Annotated in this window: 15 protein-coding genes; 7 read left to right on the top strand and 8 right to left on the bottom strand. The window is 72.2% G+C overall.

Annotated features, from left to right (window positions below; genetic code table 11):
• Positions 1-38: 38 nt before the first annotated feature.
• Positions 39-1220 (bottom strand): thiolase C-terminal domain-containing protein, encoded by a 1182-nt coding sequence (locus tag OG230_RS20740; protein ID WP_328905222.1) that lies wholly within the window; start codon positions 1218-1220, stop codon positions 39-41.
• Between the two features lie 150 nt (positions 1221-1370).
• Between OG230_RS20740 and OG230_RS20745 the strand changes: the two genes are divergently transcribed.
• Positions 1371-2570, top strand: a complete 1200-nt coding sequence (locus tag OG230_RS20745; RefSeq protein ID WP_328905223.1) for an acyl-CoA dehydrogenase family protein — start codon at positions 1371-1373, stop codon at positions 2568-2570.
• Complete coding sequence (locus OG230_RS20750; protein WP_328905224.1) at positions 2570-3061, top strand: nitroreductase family deazaflavin-dependent oxidoreductase; 492 nt, start codon at positions 2570-2572, stop codon at positions 3059-3061. The genes OG230_RS20745 and OG230_RS20750 overlap by 1 nt, the downstream gene beginning before the upstream one ends.
• A gap of 130 nt (positions 3062-3191) precedes the next feature.
• On the opposite strand, the gene OG230_RS20755 is transcribed toward OG230_RS20750, so the two are convergent.
• The gene (locus OG230_RS20755) at positions 3192-3839 is read right to left on the bottom strand and encodes a TetR family transcriptional regulator (RefSeq protein ID WP_328905225.1); all 648 of its coding nucleotides are present in this window, start codon (positions 3837-3839) and stop codon (positions 3192-3194) included.
• Positions 3840-4150: 311 nt separating this feature from the next.
• Here OG230_RS20755 and OG230_RS20760 point away from each other — a divergent pair, with 311 nt between their 5' ends.
• Complete coding sequence (locus OG230_RS20760) at positions 4151-4960, top strand: VOC family protein (RefSeq protein ID WP_328905226.1); 810 nt, start codon at positions 4151-4153, stop codon at positions 4958-4960.
• A gap of 239 nt (positions 4961-5199) precedes the next feature.
• Positions 5200-7596 carry an outer membrane protein assembly factor BamB family protein gene (locus OG230_RS20765; RefSeq protein ID WP_328905227.1) on the top strand — a complete coding sequence of 799 codons (2397 nt, stop codon included), beginning with the start codon at positions 5200-5202 and terminating at the stop codon, positions 7594-7596.
• A gap of 25 nt (positions 7597-7621) precedes the next feature.
• Here the strand turns inward: OG230_RS20765 and OG230_RS20770 are convergent, their stop codons facing one another.
• The gene (locus OG230_RS20770; protein WP_328905228.1) at positions 7622-8272 is read right to left on the bottom strand and encodes a hypothetical protein; all 651 of its coding nucleotides are present in this window, start codon (positions 8270-8272) and stop codon (positions 7622-7624) included.
• A gap of 265 nt (positions 8273-8537) precedes the next feature.
• On the opposite strand from OG230_RS20770, the gene OG230_RS20775 reads away from it, so the two are divergent.
• Entirely contained in the window at positions 8538-9083 is a 546-nt protein-coding gene (locus tag OG230_RS20775) for a hypothetical protein (protein ID WP_328905229.1), read from the top strand.
• A 15-nt stretch (positions 9084-9098) separates the two neighbouring features.
• Here OG230_RS20775 and OG230_RS20780 read toward each other — a convergent pair whose 3' ends face one another.
• The 3 genes from OG230_RS20780 to OG230_RS20790 are packed head-to-tail and all read right to left on the bottom strand — an operon-like array spanning position 9099 to position 11477.
• Positions 9099-9872, bottom strand: a complete 774-nt coding sequence (locus OG230_RS20780; protein ID WP_328905230.1) for an enoyl-CoA hydratase/isomerase family protein — start codon at positions 9870-9872, stop codon at positions 9099-9101.
• Between the two features lie 5 nt (positions 9873-9877).
• Positions 9878-10327 carry a Zn-ribbon domain-containing OB-fold protein gene (locus tag OG230_RS20785; protein WP_328905231.1) on the bottom strand — a complete coding sequence of 150 codons (450 nt, stop codon included), beginning with the start codon at positions 10325-10327 and terminating at the stop codon, positions 9878-9880.
• Between the two features lies 1 nt (position 10328).
• Complete coding sequence (locus OG230_RS20790) at positions 10329-11477, bottom strand: lipid-transfer protein (RefSeq protein ID WP_328905232.1); 1149 nt, start codon at positions 11475-11477, stop codon at positions 10329-10331.
• A gap of 100 nt (positions 11478-11577) precedes the next feature.
• Here OG230_RS20790 and OG230_RS20795 point away from each other — a divergent pair, with 100 nt between their 5' ends.
• Positions 11578-13134 (top strand): FadD3 family acyl-CoA ligase, encoded by a 1557-nt coding sequence (locus tag OG230_RS20795; protein ID WP_328905233.1) that lies wholly within the window; start codon positions 11578-11580, stop codon positions 13132-13134.
• A 145-nt stretch (positions 13135-13279) separates the two neighbouring features.
• Here OG230_RS20795 and OG230_RS20800 read toward each other — a convergent pair whose 3' ends face one another.
• Positions 13280-13453, bottom strand: coding sequence for a hypothetical protein (locus OG230_RS20800; protein WP_328905234.1), 174 nt, complete (start codon positions 13451-13453; stop codon positions 13280-13282).
• A gap of 240 nt (positions 13454-13693) precedes the next feature.
• On the bottom strand, positions 13694-16657 hold the full coding sequence (locus OG230_RS20805; RefSeq protein WP_328905235.1) for an AfsR/SARP family transcriptional regulator: 2964 nt from the start codon (positions 16655-16657) through the stop codon (positions 13694-13696).
• A gap of 261 nt (positions 16658-16918) precedes the next feature.
• Between OG230_RS20805 and OG230_RS20810 the strand changes: the two genes are divergently transcribed.
• The gene (locus OG230_RS20810) at positions 16919-18139 is read left to right on the top strand and encodes an amidohydrolase family protein (RefSeq protein ID WP_328905236.1); all 1221 of its coding nucleotides are present in this window, start codon (positions 16919-16921) and stop codon (positions 18137-18139) included.
• Positions 18140-18141: the final 2 nt, after the last annotated feature.

Genomic DNA, 18141 nt, shown 5'->3' on the forward strand with positions numbered 1-18141 from the left:
GCCTCCCGGGAGGCGCCCCGGCGCCGCGCGGCGTTGCCTCAGCCCCGTCCCAGCACCACCGTCCCCGAGGAGCAGAACCAGCCGCCCGTCCCCGAGGCCACGGCCAGCTCCGGCAGCCGCCCGCCCGCCCGGCGCACCTGGCGCTCGCCCGCCTCGCCGCGCAGCTGCCGTACCGCCTCCACCAGCAGGAACAGTCCCCGCATCCCCGGGTGGCAGGCCGACAGCCCGCCGCCGTCCGTGTTGACCGGGAGCTCCCCCCGCAGCCCCGTCCGGCCCTTCTCCATGAACGGGCCGCCCTCGCCCTTCGCGCAGAAACCCAGGTCCTCCAGCGTCACCAGCGTCATATAGGTGAACGCGTCGTAGATCTCGGCGAGGTCGATGTCGGCGGGACGCACCCCGGCCCGTTCGAAGGCCAGCCGGCCCGAGACCGCCGCGGGGGAGACGGTGAAGTCCTCCCACTCGGACATCGTGGAGTGCGAGACGTACTCACCCGTGCCGAGAATCCAGACCGGGTCCTTCGCCGTGTCCGGTACGTACTCCTCGGCGGCCAGCAGCACCGCGCATCCGCCGTCGCTGCGGATGCAGCAGTGCAGTTTGGTGAACGGGTCGGCGACCATCGGTCCCGACAGGACGTCGTCCACCGTGATCGGGTCCCGGAACATCGCGTCCGGGTTGGCCGCCGCGTTCGCCCGCGCCTGGACCGCCACCTCGGCGAGCTGCTCCGCCGTCGTCCCGTACTCGTGCATGTGGCGGCGTGCGGCCATCGCGTACTTGGCGATCAGCGAGTGCCCGTACGGCACCTCGAACTGGAGCGGGCCGCGTGCCCCGAACGACAGGTTCGACGTCCGGCGCCCCGCCTTGATGTCGGCCCGGGCCGTCGACCCGTACACGAGCAGGACGACGTCGGCGCGACCGGCGGCGATGGCGTCCGCCGCGTGGGCCGCCATGACCTCCCAGGTCGCGCCGCCGACCGCGGTGGAGTCCACCCAGGTGGGGGTGAGGCCGAGGTACTCGGCGACCTCGACGGGGGCGAGCGTCCCGAGCCCCGCGGAGGCGAAACCGTTGATGACGGACCGGTCCAGGCCCGAGTCGGCGAGCGCCCTGCGGGCGGCCTGGGCGTGCAGCGCGTACGGGGTGGCCTCGTCGACGCGACCGCAGTCCGCCAGCGATATGCCGACTGCGGCGACCCGGCGCGGGGCGGTGGAGGATGAGGAAGGCATGAATCTGACGGTACATCAGATACCTTGCTCGGCAAGAGGCTTGTGTCGCAGCGAGGATGCGCGGCACTGGGATTCTGGGACCTTCCCACCTAGCATGACGCCCCGTCAGGTCGGGGCGCAGGTCCCTGACCGAGGGGAAGGAGCCCGACGATGGACGCCGCCTTCACCGCGGAACAGGACGAGATCCGCCGCACGCTGCGCGAACTGCTGGCCAAACGCTGCGGACCGGAGGAGGTCAGGGCCGCCGTACGGACCGCCGACGGGTACGACACCGGCCTGTGGCGGCAGCTCGCCCGCGATCTCGGTCTTCCGGGGCTCGCGATCCCCGAGGCGTACGGAGGTGTCGGCTGCGGGACCGCGGAGCTCGCCCTCGCCTGCGAGGAGACCGGCCGCGCCCTGCTGCCCTCGCCGCTGCTCGCCACGGCGGCCCTCGCCGCCCCCCTGATCACCGCACTCGGCACCGGGGCCCAGCGCACCGCCCTGCTCCCGGGCATCGCCTCGGGCGAGCTGACCGCCACCCTCGCCGTCCCGGGCACCGGTCTCTCCACCGCGCTCGGCCTCACCGGCGACGACAGCGGCGGCGACTGGGCGGGCGGCGGCCGGGCCGGCGGCGTACAGGCCAGGCCGGCCGGCGGCGGGGAGGGCTGGCGGCTGTACGGCGAGGCGGCACAGGTCCTCGACGGCCACAGCGCGGGCCTTCTCGTGGTCGCCGCGCACACGGGTGGCTTCCCGCGCAGCCGCACGCTCCTCTTCCTCGTCCGCACGGACACGGCGGCGGGGCTCGTCCGCACCCGGCAGACCTCGATGGACGAGACACGGCCGCTCGGGCGCATCGAACTGCGCGACACGGAGGCCGAACTCCTGGGCGCGGACAGCGCCGTCGAGACGGCGGCGGCCCTGGTCGCGGCCGGGCGCACGGCCGCCGCCGTGCTGGCGGCGGAGGCGGCCGGGGCGGCGGCGAGCGCGCTGGACCGCACCGTCGACTACGTGAAGACCCGCGAGCAGTTCGGCCGGGCGATCGGTTCCTTCCAGGCGGTGAAGCACCGCCTCGCGGACGCCTACGTACGGGTGCAGGCGGCCCGCTCGGCGGCCTACTACGCGGCCTGGGACCCGACGGCGGCCGGCCTGGCCCTCGCGCAGGCGCTGGAGGCGCTCCGGGTCACCGCCGCCGAGGCCGTCCAGTTGCACGGCGGCATCGGCTTCACCTGGGAGCACGAGGCACATCTCTACTTCAAGCGGGCCACCGCCGACGAACTGCTCTTCGGCCCCGTCCACCGGTTGCGCGACCGCGCGGCCCAGCAGGCAGGGCTGTTCCTGACCGGTACCACCGGGGCAGAGGAGGCCGTCTGATGGCGCCCGGAGTCCGGCTGGTCCAGAAGATCTCGTCGACCCGCTCCTTCGCGCGGATCGCCCCGCACGTCATCCCCGTCATGGACCGCACGGTTCACCGCCTCACCCGGGGCAGGGTGATGCTCAGCGCGCAGATGCTGCCGGGGCTGGTGCTCACCGTGCCCGGCGCGAAGAGCGGGCAGCCGAGAACGGTCCCCCTGGCCTGCATGCCGCAGAAGGGGCCGCCGGAGAGCTGGGTCCTGGTGGGCAGCAACTTCGGCCGGACCGGGCATCCGGCCTGGACCGCGAATCTGCTCGGCAGCCCGGACGAGGCCGTCGTCAGCTGGAAGGGCCGGGACATCCCGGTGCGCGCACGGCTGCTCCAGGGGCCGGAGCGGGCCGAGGTGTGGAAGGCGGCGCTGGCGTTCTGGCCGCCCTATGCGACCTACCAGGCGAGGATCGAGCGGGAGATCCGGCTGTTCCGGCTGGAGCGCCGGGAGGTGCCGGACTGAGGGCCCGTACGGCCGGGGCCGCGGGCGCCGACGGCGGACCACAGGAGGCGGTCCGCCGTCGGTGAGACAGGACAGGGGCGCCCCGATTGCGGATGGGCGCCCGGTGTGTGAGGGGGAGCCGGCGCCGCGTCTACCTCGTCGGCTTCTTGCCGGTGATGCCCAGATGCACCAACAGGGCGAGGTTGGGCTTGAGTTCCGCCTGCTTGACGCCCCAGGTGGTGAAGCCCTTCTGGTGCGAGGCGACCGCGGCCAGCATCGCGACCAGGGAGCCCGCCATCGCCGCGGGGCTGACGTCCTTGTCGACCTTGCCCTTGGCCTGGAGCTCCTTCACCGACTCCGTAAGGGAGTTGGTGACCGAGTTCAGGATCTTCATGCGGATCTTGTAGAACCGCTTGTCGCCTTCGGCCGCGCCGAGGTCGACCACCCGGAGGATGGCGTCGTGACGGCGCCAGAAGTCGAGGAATCCCTCGACCAGTTCCTCGGAGGTCTGCCAGCCGGCCTTGCCGACCCAGGAGCGGCCGGCGACCAGTTGGGTCAGTCCGGCACCCTCCTTGGCCATCTCCTCGGCGATTTCGAGGACGGCGCCCTCGACGTCGGGGAAGTACTGATAGAAGGTCGCGGGTGAAGTCCCCGCCTTCCGGGCGACGTCGATGACTTTGACGTCCCGGTACGGCGAGGAGCTGAGCATCTCGCTGAGGCAGTCGAGCAGCTTCTGCCGCGTCGCCTGACCGCGTCGACCGGCCACGCGGCCGTCGACGGTGCGTACTTGTCCTGTCATGCCGTCAGCTTACCGAGGGGTGATCGGAGCGCGATTCGGCCGACTGCAAATGGGGAACGCCGCAGGACCGGCGGGGTGTGTGGTGGATTTTCGGCCACGCAGGGGGAGGGGGATGCCGGGCCTCCTGTGTGCAGTGGATAAGTGTTATCAACAGCCTGTGGACAACTTCGGTGGACAACTCTGTCCACGCCGGGCACCGGACCTTCACGATTAGGGCGAATGTTCTATATAGGCGCGTCGGGGCGCGCCCCGACGCGCCCGCCGTTACGTTGACTGTGACGGGCGTCACTCCTACGGAAGGACCCGGGCCCATGGCCGCATTCGCGCACTCCGTGCCGTGCTGGGTGGATGTGCAGCTCTCCGACCTCGAAGCGGGCAAGCGCTTCTACGGCGGGCTCTTCGGATGGACCTTCCGGGCGGGCGACGGCCTGCCCTTCGCGGACGCCTACAGCGACGGCAGGCTCGTCGCCGCACTCGCGGCGAAACAGGACGGCCGGATGCCGACCGCCTGGGGCGTCTACTTCTCCACCGACGACATCACCGCCACGGTGGCCCTGATCAGGGAAGCGGGCGGCCAGGTGATCACCGATCCGGTGCGCGCGGGCCGGGCCGGGGTGCTGGCCCAGGCCGCCGACCCCGGGGGCGCGGTCTTCGGTCTGTGGCAGGCGGGCGACCGGGCGGGCTTCGAGAAGCAGAACGAGCCGGGTGCCTTCTGCTGGACCGAGGTCTACACCCGGCAGCCGGCGGCCGTCGACGCCTTCTACGAGCGGGTCTTCGGTTTCCGGGGCACGGACATGGACGAGACCGCCGTCGGGGCCACCGGCACCGCCGAGTCCGGCATCGACTTCCGGATGTGGTCGCCCGCGGACGCCGAGCCGGGGCCCGACACGGCGGTCGGCGGGCGCAGTGTCATCACGGACGCCTTCCCCGCCGTGATGCCCAGCTACTTCCTCACCTACTTCGCCGTCGCCGACTGCGACCGGGCCGCCGAGACCGTCGTCCACCTGGGCGGCCGGGTCACCGCGCCGCCGTTCGACATCCCGTACGGGCGGATGGCGGTCGTCCAGGACGACCAGGGCGCCGCCTTCGCCGTACTCCAGCCGACCGAACTCCTGCCCTGACACCCGGCCCGACGGCTCCCGGTGACCGGATTTCCGCCCTGCCCCCGCGTCCCCGGTGTCCCGGTACCGGACGAAGTGACATGAGACACCCCGATCCGCCCCCGGGTTCGCAACCAGGGCCTCAGGCAGGAAGAATCGGGGTGCGCACCGCCAGGTGGTGCCCAGTGGTGAGACGCTGCACATGGCGGGATTTCGCGGGCCTCTGTTCTCTGAGGTCCGTACGGGGAGGTGGCAGGCAAGTGGTGGAGCAGCTGACGCAGCACGACCCGAGGCGGATCGGCCCGTTCGAGGTGCTGGGACGACTCGGGGCCGGCGGCATGGGGCTGGTCTATCTCGCGCGCTCGGCGTCGGGCCGGCGGGTGGCGATCAAGACGGTACGCACGGAGCTCGCGGAGGACCAGCTGTTCCGGGTCCGCTTCACGCGCGAGGTGGAGGCCGCCCGCGCGGTCAGCGGGTTCTACACGGCGGCCGTGGTGGACGCCGACCCGCGAGCGGCGGTGCCGTGGCTGGCCACCGCCTACGTACCCGCCCCCTCGCTCGAGGAGATAGTGAATGAGTGCGGGCCGATGCCGACCCAGGCGGTGCGGTGGCTCGCGGCCGGGATCGCCGAGGCGCTCCAGTCCATCCACGGCGCGGGCCTCGTCCACCGCGACCTGAAGCCGTCCAACGTGCTCGTCGTCGAGGACGGGCCGCGCGTGATCGACTTCGGGATCGCGTCCGGGGTCTCCAACACCCGGCTGACCATGACGAACGTGGCGGTGGGCACGCCCGCCTACATGTCTCCCGAGCAGGCACGTGACTCACGGAGCGTGACCGGGGCCAGCGACGTGTTCTCGCTCGGCTCGACGCTGGTGTTCGCGGCGACCGGGCACGCGCCGTTCCACGGTGCCAACCCCGTCGAGACGGTGTTCATGCTGCTGCGGGAGGGCCCCGACACGGAGGGCCTGCCCGACGACCTGAGACCGCTGATCGAGTCCTGCATGCAGATGGACGCCACGCGGCGGCCGAGCCCGGCCGATCTGCAGGCCCAGCTCGCCCCGCACCTCTTCGCCTCCGGCAGCGACGACAGCGGTACGGCGTCGGCGTGGCTGCCGCACCGGGCCACCGCGATGATCGAGCAGCGGCGCGGCGGTGGTCGCACGATCGCACCGGCCGCCCCGGTCCCCGCGCACGCCCCCGCGCCGGTGGCCGCGCCCCCGCAGCCGCCGAACCCGCCGCAGGGCGCGGACTGGGAGACGGCCTGGCGCAGCGGTGCCGACCTCCGTTCCCCTTCCCCCGGCCCGGCCCCCTCGCCCGACGGCGGCCCCGTACGGCTGGCCGGTGCGAAGGTGCCGATCGGTCCCGGGCTGCGGCCCGGCGAGGTCCGGGGCGCAGCGGCTGCGCACGCCGATCCGGCCACCGGCTGGGTGCGCCCGCCCGCAGGGGTGAACGGCGCCACCGCGCCGACCGCTCCCGTGCCCGCCCCCACGCCCGCCCCGGATGCGGCGCCCGCCGCTCCGGACCGCTGGCGGCCCTGGCGTTTCCGCATGTCGAACGATGTGTGGGGCACGCCGGTCGTCGCCGGTGACCTGCTGTACGTGACGTCCTTCGAGGTCCACGCGCTCGATGTGGGCAACGGAAGGCGCCAGTTCAAGACCCGGGACGTGGCCTGGGCGATGGCGGTCGACGGCGGCCGGATACACGGTTCGGACGGCCCGTCCCTGTACGCGCTCGACGCGGCGACCGGCGCCGAACGGTGGCGGTTGCAGACGGACGCCTGGGTCTACTCCCTGAAGGCCGACCGCGGCACCGTCCTGACCGGGACGAGGGGCGGCGGCGTACAGGCGTGGGAGGCGTCCAGCGGCGAGAAGCTGTGGGAGACCTCGGGCGTCCAGACGGACTTCGAGACGCCGGAGGCGGGGCCCGCGATCCACGACGGCACGGTGTACCTGTGGCAGGACGCCCGGCTGCGCGCCGTCGACGCCCGTACGGGTGGCGAGCGGTGGTCGTACCCGATCGGTGACGCGGCCTCCTGCGGCGGTGTGCCGGTACGGGTGACCCCGGCGCCGGACGGCTGCGTGTACGTCTCCGCGGGGACCCGGGTGCTGGCCGTGGACTCGGTCTCCGGCCATGTGCGCTGGCACTTCGAGTCGCCGGCCGTCTTCCTCTCCCCGCCCGCGTTCGCCCCGGGACCCGCGGTCACCGGGGGCGGGGTGTACCTCGCCGACTACCTCGGCACGGTGTACGCACTCGACGCCACGACCGGCAAGGACCGCTGGCGGATCGCCACGGAGGCGCGCCAGTCCATCGAGCCGGTGCTGGTGGCGGCGGGGAACGTCCATGTCGGCAGCGGGAGCGCGCTGTACACGCTGGACGCGGTGACGGGCACCCCGAAGTGGCGGTTCGCGGCGGGCGGCGACGTGGTGGGCGCACCGGTGGTCGCGGACGGCCGCGTGCACTTCGGCTCCGCCGACCACGTGCTCTACACGCTGGACGCGGCGGGCGGCCAGCTCCGCTGGAAGCTCGCCACGGGCGGCGAGATCACGGGCTCGCCGGTGGCGCGGGCGGGTGTGGTGTACGCGTGCAGCAAGGACCGCTGTGTGTACGCGCTGGACGCGCTGAAGGGCACGGGCACGGGGAACCGGGCGCGGGCCTAGGGTCTTTCGTTCGGATCAGGCCGGATCAGTACTGCGGGGGCGGGCGCCGGTGGTCGGGCGGCTCGTCCTGGACCGGGTACGAGCGGGTTTCCTGGTCCTCGCGGGGGCCGGGGTCCGGGCCCACGTACGGGTCCATCTCCCGCTCCGGCCAGGGAGACGTCTGCGCGGAAGGCCCCGGCTCCTGCGTGGGCGGCCAGGTGTCCGGGTGGTCCGACCCCGGCGGGGGATAGGGCGCCGTGCGCTCGGCCCGGCGCAGACGCGCACCCTGCCGCCCCGACATCAGCGCCGCACCCATCAGCATCAGCAGTCCGCCCGCCCCCGCGATCGCCACGCCCATCTGCAGCCCGGTGCCGTCCGCGCCGACCGTCAGACCGTTGGCCGCCTGCCCCAGGCGGACCATCCACAGCACGGTGAAGCCCAGCACCAGCACGCCCGCGAACGCCACCGCGAAGCGTGACCGGAACACGACCCCGACCAGGGTCAGCAGCGCGGCGAAGAGGAAGGGCAACAGGATCGAGCCCAGCACCGCTGACTCCGTCGCGGTGATGCCCTCGAAGAGGTCCTGAATCCGGTAGTCGTGCCCGAGACGGCCCTCGTACCAGACACGGAAGGGGCTCAGGACGGCAGCCGCCGCCCCGGCGAGGGCGAGGACGGAACCGAGGACGTTGCGGATCACCGGCGGCCTCCAGAGGAGCGTGCGAGATGCGCGGCGCACGCCGACCGGCGTACGCGCCTCTCCGGAATCCGACGCTACGCCCGGCCGAACACGCCCGCGACCGGAGCCGGTCGCCCCGCCGGGGGCCGGCCGGCGCGGACGATGACACAACCGTGACAGGGTCATGACCGGGTTGCCGGTCACGGCCGGAATGCTGTGGGTTACGGTGTCGCGCGGTCCGCTCGGCGACCGGAGGACGTGTCAACAACACAAGGGGGCTGCGTCGATGATGCGGCGACGTATGAGGTTCGCGGCAGTGCTGGTCGTGGTGGTGCTCGCACTCACCGGCTTCTCGACCTCCAGCAGTGGAGGCAAGGGCGGCGGGAAGAGCCGGAGCGGCAAGAGCAGCGGTTCGAGCGGCGGTGGCTGCTCCAGCTCCAAGAAGAGCAACAACGACTACGACTACGACGACAACGACTACGACGCGTCGAGCAGCTCGTCCGGCGGCACCGACTACGGCACGCCGACCGCGGTCTCCACGGCCCCCGGCGCCCCCGAGGTGCGGGTCATCCGCTGCGCCCAGCCCCGCAAGGGCAAGCGCAGGGCCACCACCTCGTCCGTCGTCGAGCTCAGGTCCACGGCGTCCGGCACGGCGAAGACGTACGACATCGAGGTGACCTTCCTGGACGCGCTCGGGAACACCGTCGACACGGGCGAGACCACCGCGGAGCTGGCGTACGGCGACGTCAAGAGCCTCACCGTCCGCATGGACAGCCCCCGCAAGGTGTCGAAGGTGAAGAAGTGCCGGGTCACGGCGGAAGTGCGCTACTGACCCGGCCCCGCCCCCTCACCGCAGCCGGTACGTCCCGCCTGCGCCCCGCTTCCCGAACAGCTCGGCCTGCTGCTCCGGAGCCAGATTGCCCAGCGCGATCAGCTGCGGGGCGTGGGCCAGTGCCTGCGCCCGCGCGGCCTCCTTCGCCGACCACACCGCCCGTACGGTGCCCTGGACGGCAGCCGTCGGGTACGAGGCGATGACCGCCGCCGCCCGCAGCGCCGCGTCCACCGCGCCGCCGACCGGGGTGACCTCGCTGACCAGCCCGGTCTCGTACGCGCGCCGGGCCGTGACCCGTTCGGCGGTGCCCATCAGCGACATCCGGGCGACCTCGCCGAACGGCATCCGCTGCGCCATCGAGATCGCCTCGTACGCGCTGACCATGCCGTACGTCGTGTGCGGGTCGAAGAACGTCGCCTCCTCGGAGGCGATGACGAACTCGGCCTCGCCCAGCAGGTAGAACGCCCCGCCGCAGGCCATCCCCTCCACCGCGACGATCACGGGCTTCCACAGATCGTTCGCCTTCGGGCCGATCGCGATCAGCGGATCGTCGATCGTGTACGGGGAAGGCGGCTGCGGCACCTCGGCCCCCCGGTCGATCCCGGTACAGAAGGCGCGCCCGCCCGCCCCGGTGAGGACGACCGCCCGTACCGCCTCGTCGTAGCGGAACGCCCGCCAGGCCGCGGCGAGTTCGTCCGCCGTAGCGAGGTCGATCGCGTTGAGTTTCGCCGGCCGGTCGAGGGTGACGAGCGCGACCCCGGTGCCGTCATCCGTCTCCGTGCGCAGCACCCCGCTCACCGCTCCAGCAGCCAGCGGACCACGGTCGGACCGGGGGCGTCGGGGCCGGCCGGGCAGAAGACCGCCCTCACGGCCGCTCCGATCCGTAGCCGCCCCGGATCGACCGAGTTCAGCGGTGCGTCCGGTCCGCTCACCACATTGCCGACCAGCCGGATCCGTGGGGCCTCGGCCAGTTCGACGACGACGGCGTTGTACGGGGCCTGTTCGGCGTACGCGGGCAGCAGGGGCGGATGAGGCACCACGTACGACCAGATCCGGCCGCGTCCGCTCATCGGCCGCCACTCGCTGTCGAAGGACTGGCAGCGCGGGCAGCAGGGCCGGGGCGGGAAGCGGAGCTCGCCGCAGTCGGGGGCGGCGCAGGACTGGACGCGGAGTTCGCCACGGGCGGCGTACTCCCAGAAGGGGGCCCCGTCCTCGTCGACGACGGGCACGAGCAGGGAATCCATCTCAGCTCCTCAGCAGGACGGCGGAGGTGGGGACGCCCTCCCCGGCGGTGACCAGGCAGGTCGCGGCGTCGGGGACCTGGGCGGTGGAGACGCCGCGCAGCTGCTTCACGCCCTCGTTGATGAGGTTGAAGCCGTGCACGTACGCCTCGCTGAGCCCGCCGCCGCCCGTGTTGAGCGGCAGCCGTCCGCCGATCTCCAGGGCACCACCCTCGGTGAACGCGGCGCCCTCGCCGCGCCCGCAGAACCCGTAGCCCTCCAGGGAGAGCGGGATGAGCGGGGTGAACGCGTCGTAGATCTGGGCCACATCGACGTCTCCCGGCCCGAAGTCGGCCTGCTTCCACAGCTGTCGGGCCGCCGTCCAGGCGGGCCCGGTGAGCGGGTCGTCGTTCCAGTAGTTGACCATCCCGTGGTGCTGCGCGGGGAGGCCCTGGGCGACGGAGTGGATGTAGACGGGCTTCTGCCGGCAGTCGCGGGCCCGTTCGGCGGAGACGATGACGCAGGCGAGCGCTCCGTCCGTCTCCAGGCAGTTGTCGAAGAGGCAGAGCGGCTCACTGATCCAGCGCGAGGTCATATACATGTCGCGGGTCAGCGGCCGTTCGTACATCATCGCGTCGGGGTTCTGGTTGGCGCGGTTGCGGCAGGCGAGGGCGACGTTGAAGAGGTGGTCGCGGGTGGCCCCGTACTCGTGCATGTAGCGCCGCGCCAGCATCCCGATCTCGTCGGACGGCCGCAGCAGCCCGTAGGGCCGGGTCCACTGGGCGGGGGTCGGCAGCTGGACGGCGGTGTTCTTCCAGGGCCGGGGCCCCGACCCGCGCTTCCGGGACCGCCAGGCCACGCCCACGCTCGCCTGTCCGGTGGCGACGGCCGCGGCGAGGTGCGCGATCGTCGCGCAGGAGCCGCCGCCCCCGTACCCCACCTTGCTGAAGAAGGTGACGTCACCGGCGCCGATGGCCTTGGCGACCTCGACCTCGTCGGTCTCCTCCATCGTGTACGAGGCGAACCCGTCGACCTCCGACGCCGCGATCCCGGCGTCGTCGAGCGCCGCGACGATGGCGCGACAGGCCAACACCTTCTCGCTCTCCGGTAGTTGTTTCGCGAAGGCCGTCTGTCCTATACCGGCTATCGCTGTCACGTCTTTGAGCGTCGCCACCGCCACCTCCGGGACCGTCATGACTGCTGACAGCGCCAGAGGCTACAGCTAATCTGACGGATAGTCAGCTACTGTGCGGGTGCGGCAGGGAGGACAGGCGATGCGCGGCGACGAGGAATGGTCCACCGTCCCGGAGCTGGTACGGGCGGCGGCGCAGCGGTACGGGGACCGCGAGGCGGTCGTCGAAGGCCGCACCCGCATCACTTACACGGAACTCGGCGAACGCGTCGAACGGGCCGCGGCGGCCTGCATCGCGACGGGTGTCGAACCCGGGGACCGGGTCGCCGTCTGGGCGCCGAACACCCTGGACTGGATCGTCTCCGCACTCGGGGCGGTCACCGCGGGCGCGGTCCTCGTTCCCCTCAACACCCGCTTCAAGGGCACGGAAGCGGCGTACATCCTGCAACGGAGCCGGGCCAAGCTGCTCTTCGTCACCGGCACCTTCCTGGGCACCTCGTACGTGGCGTCCCTGCGCCGGTCCGAGGTCCGGCTGCCGGCCCTGGAACGCGTGGTGGTGCTGGCCGACACCGCGCCCGACGACTACCTGACCTGGAAGGACTTCCTGGCCTCGGGGGAGGGGATATCTCCCGAGGCGGTACGGGAACGGGCGGACGCGATCACCCCCACCACCCCCTCCGACATCATCTACACCTCGGGCACCACGGGCCGCCCGAAGGGCGCGGTCATCACCCACGCACAGACCCTGCGCTGCTACGCGATCTGGAGCGACCTGGCCGGCCTCCGCGAAGGCGACCGCTACCTCATCGTGAACCCCTTCTTCCACACCTTCGGCTACAAGGCGGGGATCATCGCCTGCCTCATGCGCGGGGCGACGATGGTCCCGCAACCGGTCTTCAACGTGGACACGGTCCTCGCGAACATCGCCGCCGAACGCATCTCGGTCCTGCCCGGCCCGCCCACGCTCCACCAGTCCCTGCTGGACCACCCGTCCCGCAGCGCCCACGACCTCTCACCGCTCCGCCTCGTCGTCACGGGCGCTGCGGTGGTCCCGCTCCAACTGGTGGAACGCCTGCGCACCGAGCTGGGCATCGCGACGGTCCTCACCGCGTACGGCCTCTCCGAGGCGAGCGGCATCGTCACCATGTGCCGCACCGGCGACCCCGCCGACGTCATCGCCTCCACCTCCGGCCGCGCGATCCCCGGCACGGAGGTCCGCGTCCTGGCCGACCCGGGCGCCCCCGGCGAGGTCCTGGTCCGCGGCTTCAACGTCATGGCGGGCTACTTCGAGGACCCGGACACGACGGCCGCCACGATCACCCCCGACGGCTGGCTCCGCACGGGCGACATCGGCGTCCTGGACGACGCCGGCAACCTCCGCATCACGGACCGGATCAAGGACATGTTCATCGTCGGCGGCTTCAACGCGTACCCGGCGGAGATCGAACAACTCCTGGGCCTGCACCCGGACGTGGCGGACGTCGCGGTGGTCGGAGTCCCGGACCCGAGGCTGGGCGAGGTCGGCAAGGCGTACGCGGTGCGGCGGCCGGGCGCGACGGTGACGGCGGACGACCTGATCGCGTGGTCGCGGCGGGAGATGGCGAACTACAAGGTGCCGAGGGCGGTGGAGTTCGTGGCGGAACTCCCGAGGAACGCGAGCGGCAAGGTGCTGAAGGGGGAGCTGCGCGGCAGAGGCTGACGAGGTGGCCCTGCTGCCCGGTGCGACCGGGCGGCAGGGCCCCGCGTACGTCATCGGCCCGGCGAACCCGTCCGCGCGCGGACATGCAACGGCCGCGACGGCACCCCCTCCGCGCCGCCGCGGCCGTTCCCCGTGCGGGTGAGGTCTACTTCGGCGTCGGCGTCGACGCGTGGGCGTCCAGGGTGGTGATCTCCTCGCCGGATGCGTGCGCGTCCGCCGGCTTGATGGGCTCGCTCGACGCGTGGGCGTCCTGAGTGGTGATCTCCTCGCCGGATGCGTGGGCGTCCGCCGGCTTGAGGATGTCGTTGTTGTCGGCCATGACAGTCAACTCCTGGAATGGGGTGGGACGTGTGAGGGGATGCGTCCGCCCGGCGGTTCCCCCGTGGATCGCCGGACGGACGCATCAGGGCCGTTCACCCTAACGGTGAGGCCTCTCGCCGATCCGTCTGCCCCCCGACGCGACGGTTCGACAGGTATGAGACTGCCGTGGCGTGATAAACGATTGATGAACGCCTGTCCATGACAAGCCGCCGGGCAGGGCGGGCAGGGCGGAACGGGGTCAGACCACCACGGCCGGGTGCAGCAGGGCGCGTACGGATTCGGTCTCGTCCGAGCCGAGTTCCTCGAACACCGTGAGCGCCTCCCGCCAGCACGCCTGTGCGCGCACCGTCTGCCCTATGGCATCGAGGCTGTGGCCCAGCACGGTGAGCACGTTCGCGCGCCGCCAGTCCCCGCCGATGCCGTGCAGGACGGCCAGAGCCTGCTCGGCCTGCGCGGCGGCCTGCGCCGGCATGCGATCGGCCAAGTCCACCTCGGCCAGCCGGAACAGGGTCATCCCCTGCCAGAATCGCTGCCGGTTGTCACAGAAGATGTCCAGGGCCTCGGTGAGCACGTCGCGGGCCTGGGCGGTCTGGCCCGCACCGGTGAAGGCCAGGCCAAGGGCGTACTTGCCGTTGGCCAGACGCAGGGCGAGGCCGGTTCCGTCCGACTCGTAGAGCGCGATCCCCTGCTGGGCCAGACTCACCGCGCTCGCCTGCCGGTCCGTGGCGAGGTGGACCCTCGACATATTGCAGAGGGCGGACGCCTCCCCCGACTTGTTCCCGTCGGCCTTGAACGCGTTGAGCGCCTGGGTGAAGTGGTTCTCGGCGTCGGCGTGCCGGTTCTCGTAGAGGGCGATGATGCCCAGTTGGTTGGGGGCCTGGCTCGTCGAGACGGGATCTCCGGCGGCGAGGCCCAGTTCGAGTGCGCGGCGCGCATCGTTCTGGGCCTCCGCGAACTGGCCCGAGATGCTGTGGACATGAGTGAGCATCGTTCGGGCACGCCCCTCCGCCCGGGTGTCTCCCGCGGCCCGGGCCGCCTCGCTCACAGCCGTCGCCGCCTGCGTGAACTGGTGCGAGTTGGCACCGGATTCACCCAGGTCCACGGCGGCCATGAGGAGATCCGCCGCTCTGCGGAGCATGCCGCCCGCCGCGGACTGCCGTGCGCAGGCGAGGAGGCCACTGGACTCGTTGAACAGCCAGTCCAGTGCGGCCTCCCTGGTCGAGAAGGGGAGGCCCGGACGGCGGGTCGGCTCGAAGTGATCGAGCACCCGCTCTCCCGGCCGTTCCAGCGCGTAGACCCCCGCGGCCGTCGCCAGATAGAAGTCGAGCAGCCGCGACAACGCCAGCTCCCGCTCCTGCGGCTGCTGTTCGTCCCGCTCCGCACATGCACGCGCGTAGAGGCGGACCAGATCGTGGTAGCGGTAGCGGCCCGGGGCAGCCGACTCCAGGAGGGAGGTGTCGACCAGGGTCTCCAGGAGGTCCTCCGCCACGTGGACGTCCAGGTTCAGCAGGGCGGCTGCCGCCGCCAGGGAGATGTCCGGGCCGTCCGCCAGGCCCAGCAGACGGAACGCGCGGGCCTGGGCCGGCTCCAGCTGGCCGTAGCCGAGCTCGAAGGTGGCCTTCACCGCGAGGTCGCCCGCCTGGAGTTCGTCCAGGCGGCGGCGCTCGTCGGCGAGCTTGGCGGCGAGGACCGAGACCGTCCAGGTGCGACGGGCGGCCAGCCGCGAAGCGGCGATACGGATGGCCAGCGGGAGGAAACCGCAGGCGGCGACCACGTCCAGGGCCGCGTCGCGCTCCGAGGTGACGCGTTCGGCGCCGACTATGCGGGTGAAGAGCTGCAGGGCTTCCTCGGGGGACATGACGTCCAGATCCACGAGGTGCGCGCCCGCCAGGTCGACCATGCGGACGCGGCTCGTGACCAGGGCCGCGCAGCCCGCGGTACCGGGCAGCAGGGGGCGGATCTGGGCCGCGTCGTGGGCGTTGTCCAGGAGGACCAGGATGCGGCGGCCGTCCAGGGTGGAGCGGTACAGCGCGGCCCGTTCGTCCAGGGAGTCCGGGATCGAGGAGTCCGGGGTACCCAGGGCGCGCAGGAACGCGCCGAGGACCGTCTCGGGCTCGGCCGCGCGGGCGCCGGCGCCCTGGAGGTCCACGTACAGCTGCCCGTCCGGGAAGTGCGGGCGGGCCTCGTGGGCGACGTGCACGGCGAGGGTCGTCTTGCCGACGCCCCCGATGCCGGCCAGCGCGGAGACGGCCATGACGGACGCCTCGGCGGTGGCGAGCCGGTCGCCCAGTTCCCGCACGAAGGAGGCACGTCCCGTGAAGTCGGGCACCGTCGCGGGGAGTTGGGCGGGGCGGACCGCTGCGGGCGCCGGGGCGGAGTCGTCGGCGGGGCGGGCCAGTTCCTCGTCGGCCCGCAGGATGCGCTGCTGGAGCTGTGACAGCTCGGGGCGCGGGTCGACGCCCAGCTCCTCGGCGAGCAGTCGGCGCGTGTCCGCGTACACCGCGAGCGCCTCGGCCTGCCGGCCGCTGCGGTACAGGGCGACCATCAGCAGCTCGCGCAGCCGCTCCCGCAGCGGGTGCGCGGCGGTGAGCGCGGTCAGTTCGGAGACGGCCTCCGCGTGGCAGCCGGCCTCCAGGTCCAGGTCGAGCCGCGTCTCGGTGAGCTGGAGGCGCCACTCCTCCAGGCGGGTGCGCTGGTTCTCCGCATAGGGGCCGGGCACGGAGGCGAGGGCCTCGCCGTCCCACAGGCCCAGGAGCTCGTTGATCAGGGTCCGGGCCCGGTTCCGGTCCCCGGCGGCCCGCGCCTTGTCCGCCTCGACGGCCAGATCCTCGGCGAGCGTGACGTCGAGCGCGTCACGGCCGATCCGGATCGCGTACCCGCCGGACTCGCTGACCAGGGTGTCCTGGCCGAGGATCTTGCGGAGCCTGGAGGCGTACGTCCGGATGGTGGCCAGCGCCTGGGAGGGCGGGTCCTCGCCCCAGAACGCGTCGATGAGTTCGGCCGCGGTGGCCGTGCGGCCGTCGCGCAGGAGCAGTGCGGTCAGCAGGGCCCGCTGCTGAGGCGATCCGGAGGGCAGCGCCTCCCCGCCCCGCCAGGCCCGTACGGGTCCGAGCACGGCGAAACGCAGCGCGCCGCCGGCTTCCCCGCCCTGCGGCGCGCGCTGCTCCGGAACGCGCACGCGTGGCCCGATGTCACGGTCCATTGATGCCCCCTGTCCTGCTCGCCCCGCCGGTCCCACCGGTCCCGCTCGGTCACGCCTGTTCGGTATGCCCGCCTGTGTGTCGATGTGCGGCGTGCATCCGGATCGCTCCTTACCACTGGTATCGCGGTCAACAGTCTGCCTTGTTTTGGGCCGAGTCGTCAGCAGTGGGTGACGCTCTGCACAACCCCTCGACAACGATTGGGAACCGGAGCCCCGTTCGGATAGCTGACGGTTCGTCAGATCAGCGCTACCGTGGAAGGCATGGAGACCTTCCCGAAGATCATCTCGGTGGACGACCACACGGTGGAGCCCGCTCATGTCTGGCGGGACCGGCTCCCGTCCAAGTACGCGGACTCCGGTCCGCGGATCGTCAGGGCGCCGCTCAAGGAAATGACCTTCCTGGGCGGCAAGTTCGCGCCCGTCATGGGGGAGAAGGGTGACGACGGGCCGGTCGGTGACTGGTGGGTGTACGAGGATCTGCGCCGCCCGCTCACCCGGCTGGACACCGCCGTCGGCTACGACCGCGACGAGATCAAGCTCGAAGTCATCACGTACGAACAGATGCGGCCCGGCTCCTTCTCGGTGCCCGAGCGGCTCGCCGACATGGACGTCAACCACGTCCAGTCCGCGCTCTGTTTCCCCACGTTCCCGCGCTTCTGCGGGCAGACCTTCACCGAGGCGAAGGACCGTGAGCTGGGGCTGCTGGGCGTGCGCGCGTACAACGACTGGATGGTGGAGGAGTGGTGCGGCCCCGATGCCCGGGGCCGGCTCATCCCGCTCACCCTCGTGCCCCTCTGGGACGCCCGGCTCGCGGCGGAGGAGGTCCGGCGCAACGCCGCGCGGGGTGTGCGCGCGGTCGCGTTCTCCGAGATACCTCCGCACCTCGGGCTGCCGTCCATCCACACGGACGAGTGGGACCCGTTCCTGCAGGCGTGCGACGAGACGGGCACGGTGATCGCCATGCACATCGGCTCGTCGTCGCGGATGCCGTCGACCTCGGCCGACGCGCCGCCCGCCGTCGGGTCCACCATCACCTTCGCCAACTGCTGCTTCTCGATGGTCGACTGGCTGATGAGCGGCAAGTTCGAGCGCTTCCCCAACCTCCGCATCATGTACGCGGAGGGGCAGATCGGCTGGATTCCGTACATCCTCGAACGCGCCGACGTGGTCTGGGAGGAGAACCGCGCCTGGGGCGGGGTCGCCGACAAGGTGCACCGGCCGCCGTCCGAACTCTTCACGGAGCATGTGTTCGGCTGCTTCTTCGACGACCCCTTCGGGCTGAAGAACCTCGACGCGATCGGCGTCGGCAACGTCCTGTACGAGACGGACTACCCGCACTCCGACTCCACCTGGCCCCGCTCGCGCGAGGTGGGGGAGTCGCAGATGGGGCACCTGGACGCGGACGTCGTGGACCGGATCGTGCGCCGCAACGCGATCGACCTGCTGGGGCTGACCGACGAAGGGCTGTGGGCGGGGGCGTAGCG

It is taken from the genome of Streptomyces sp. NBC_00234 (genome assembly GCF_036195325.1).
Classification (GTDB): Bacteria; Actinomycetota; Actinomycetes; order Streptomycetales; family Streptomycetaceae; genus Streptomyces.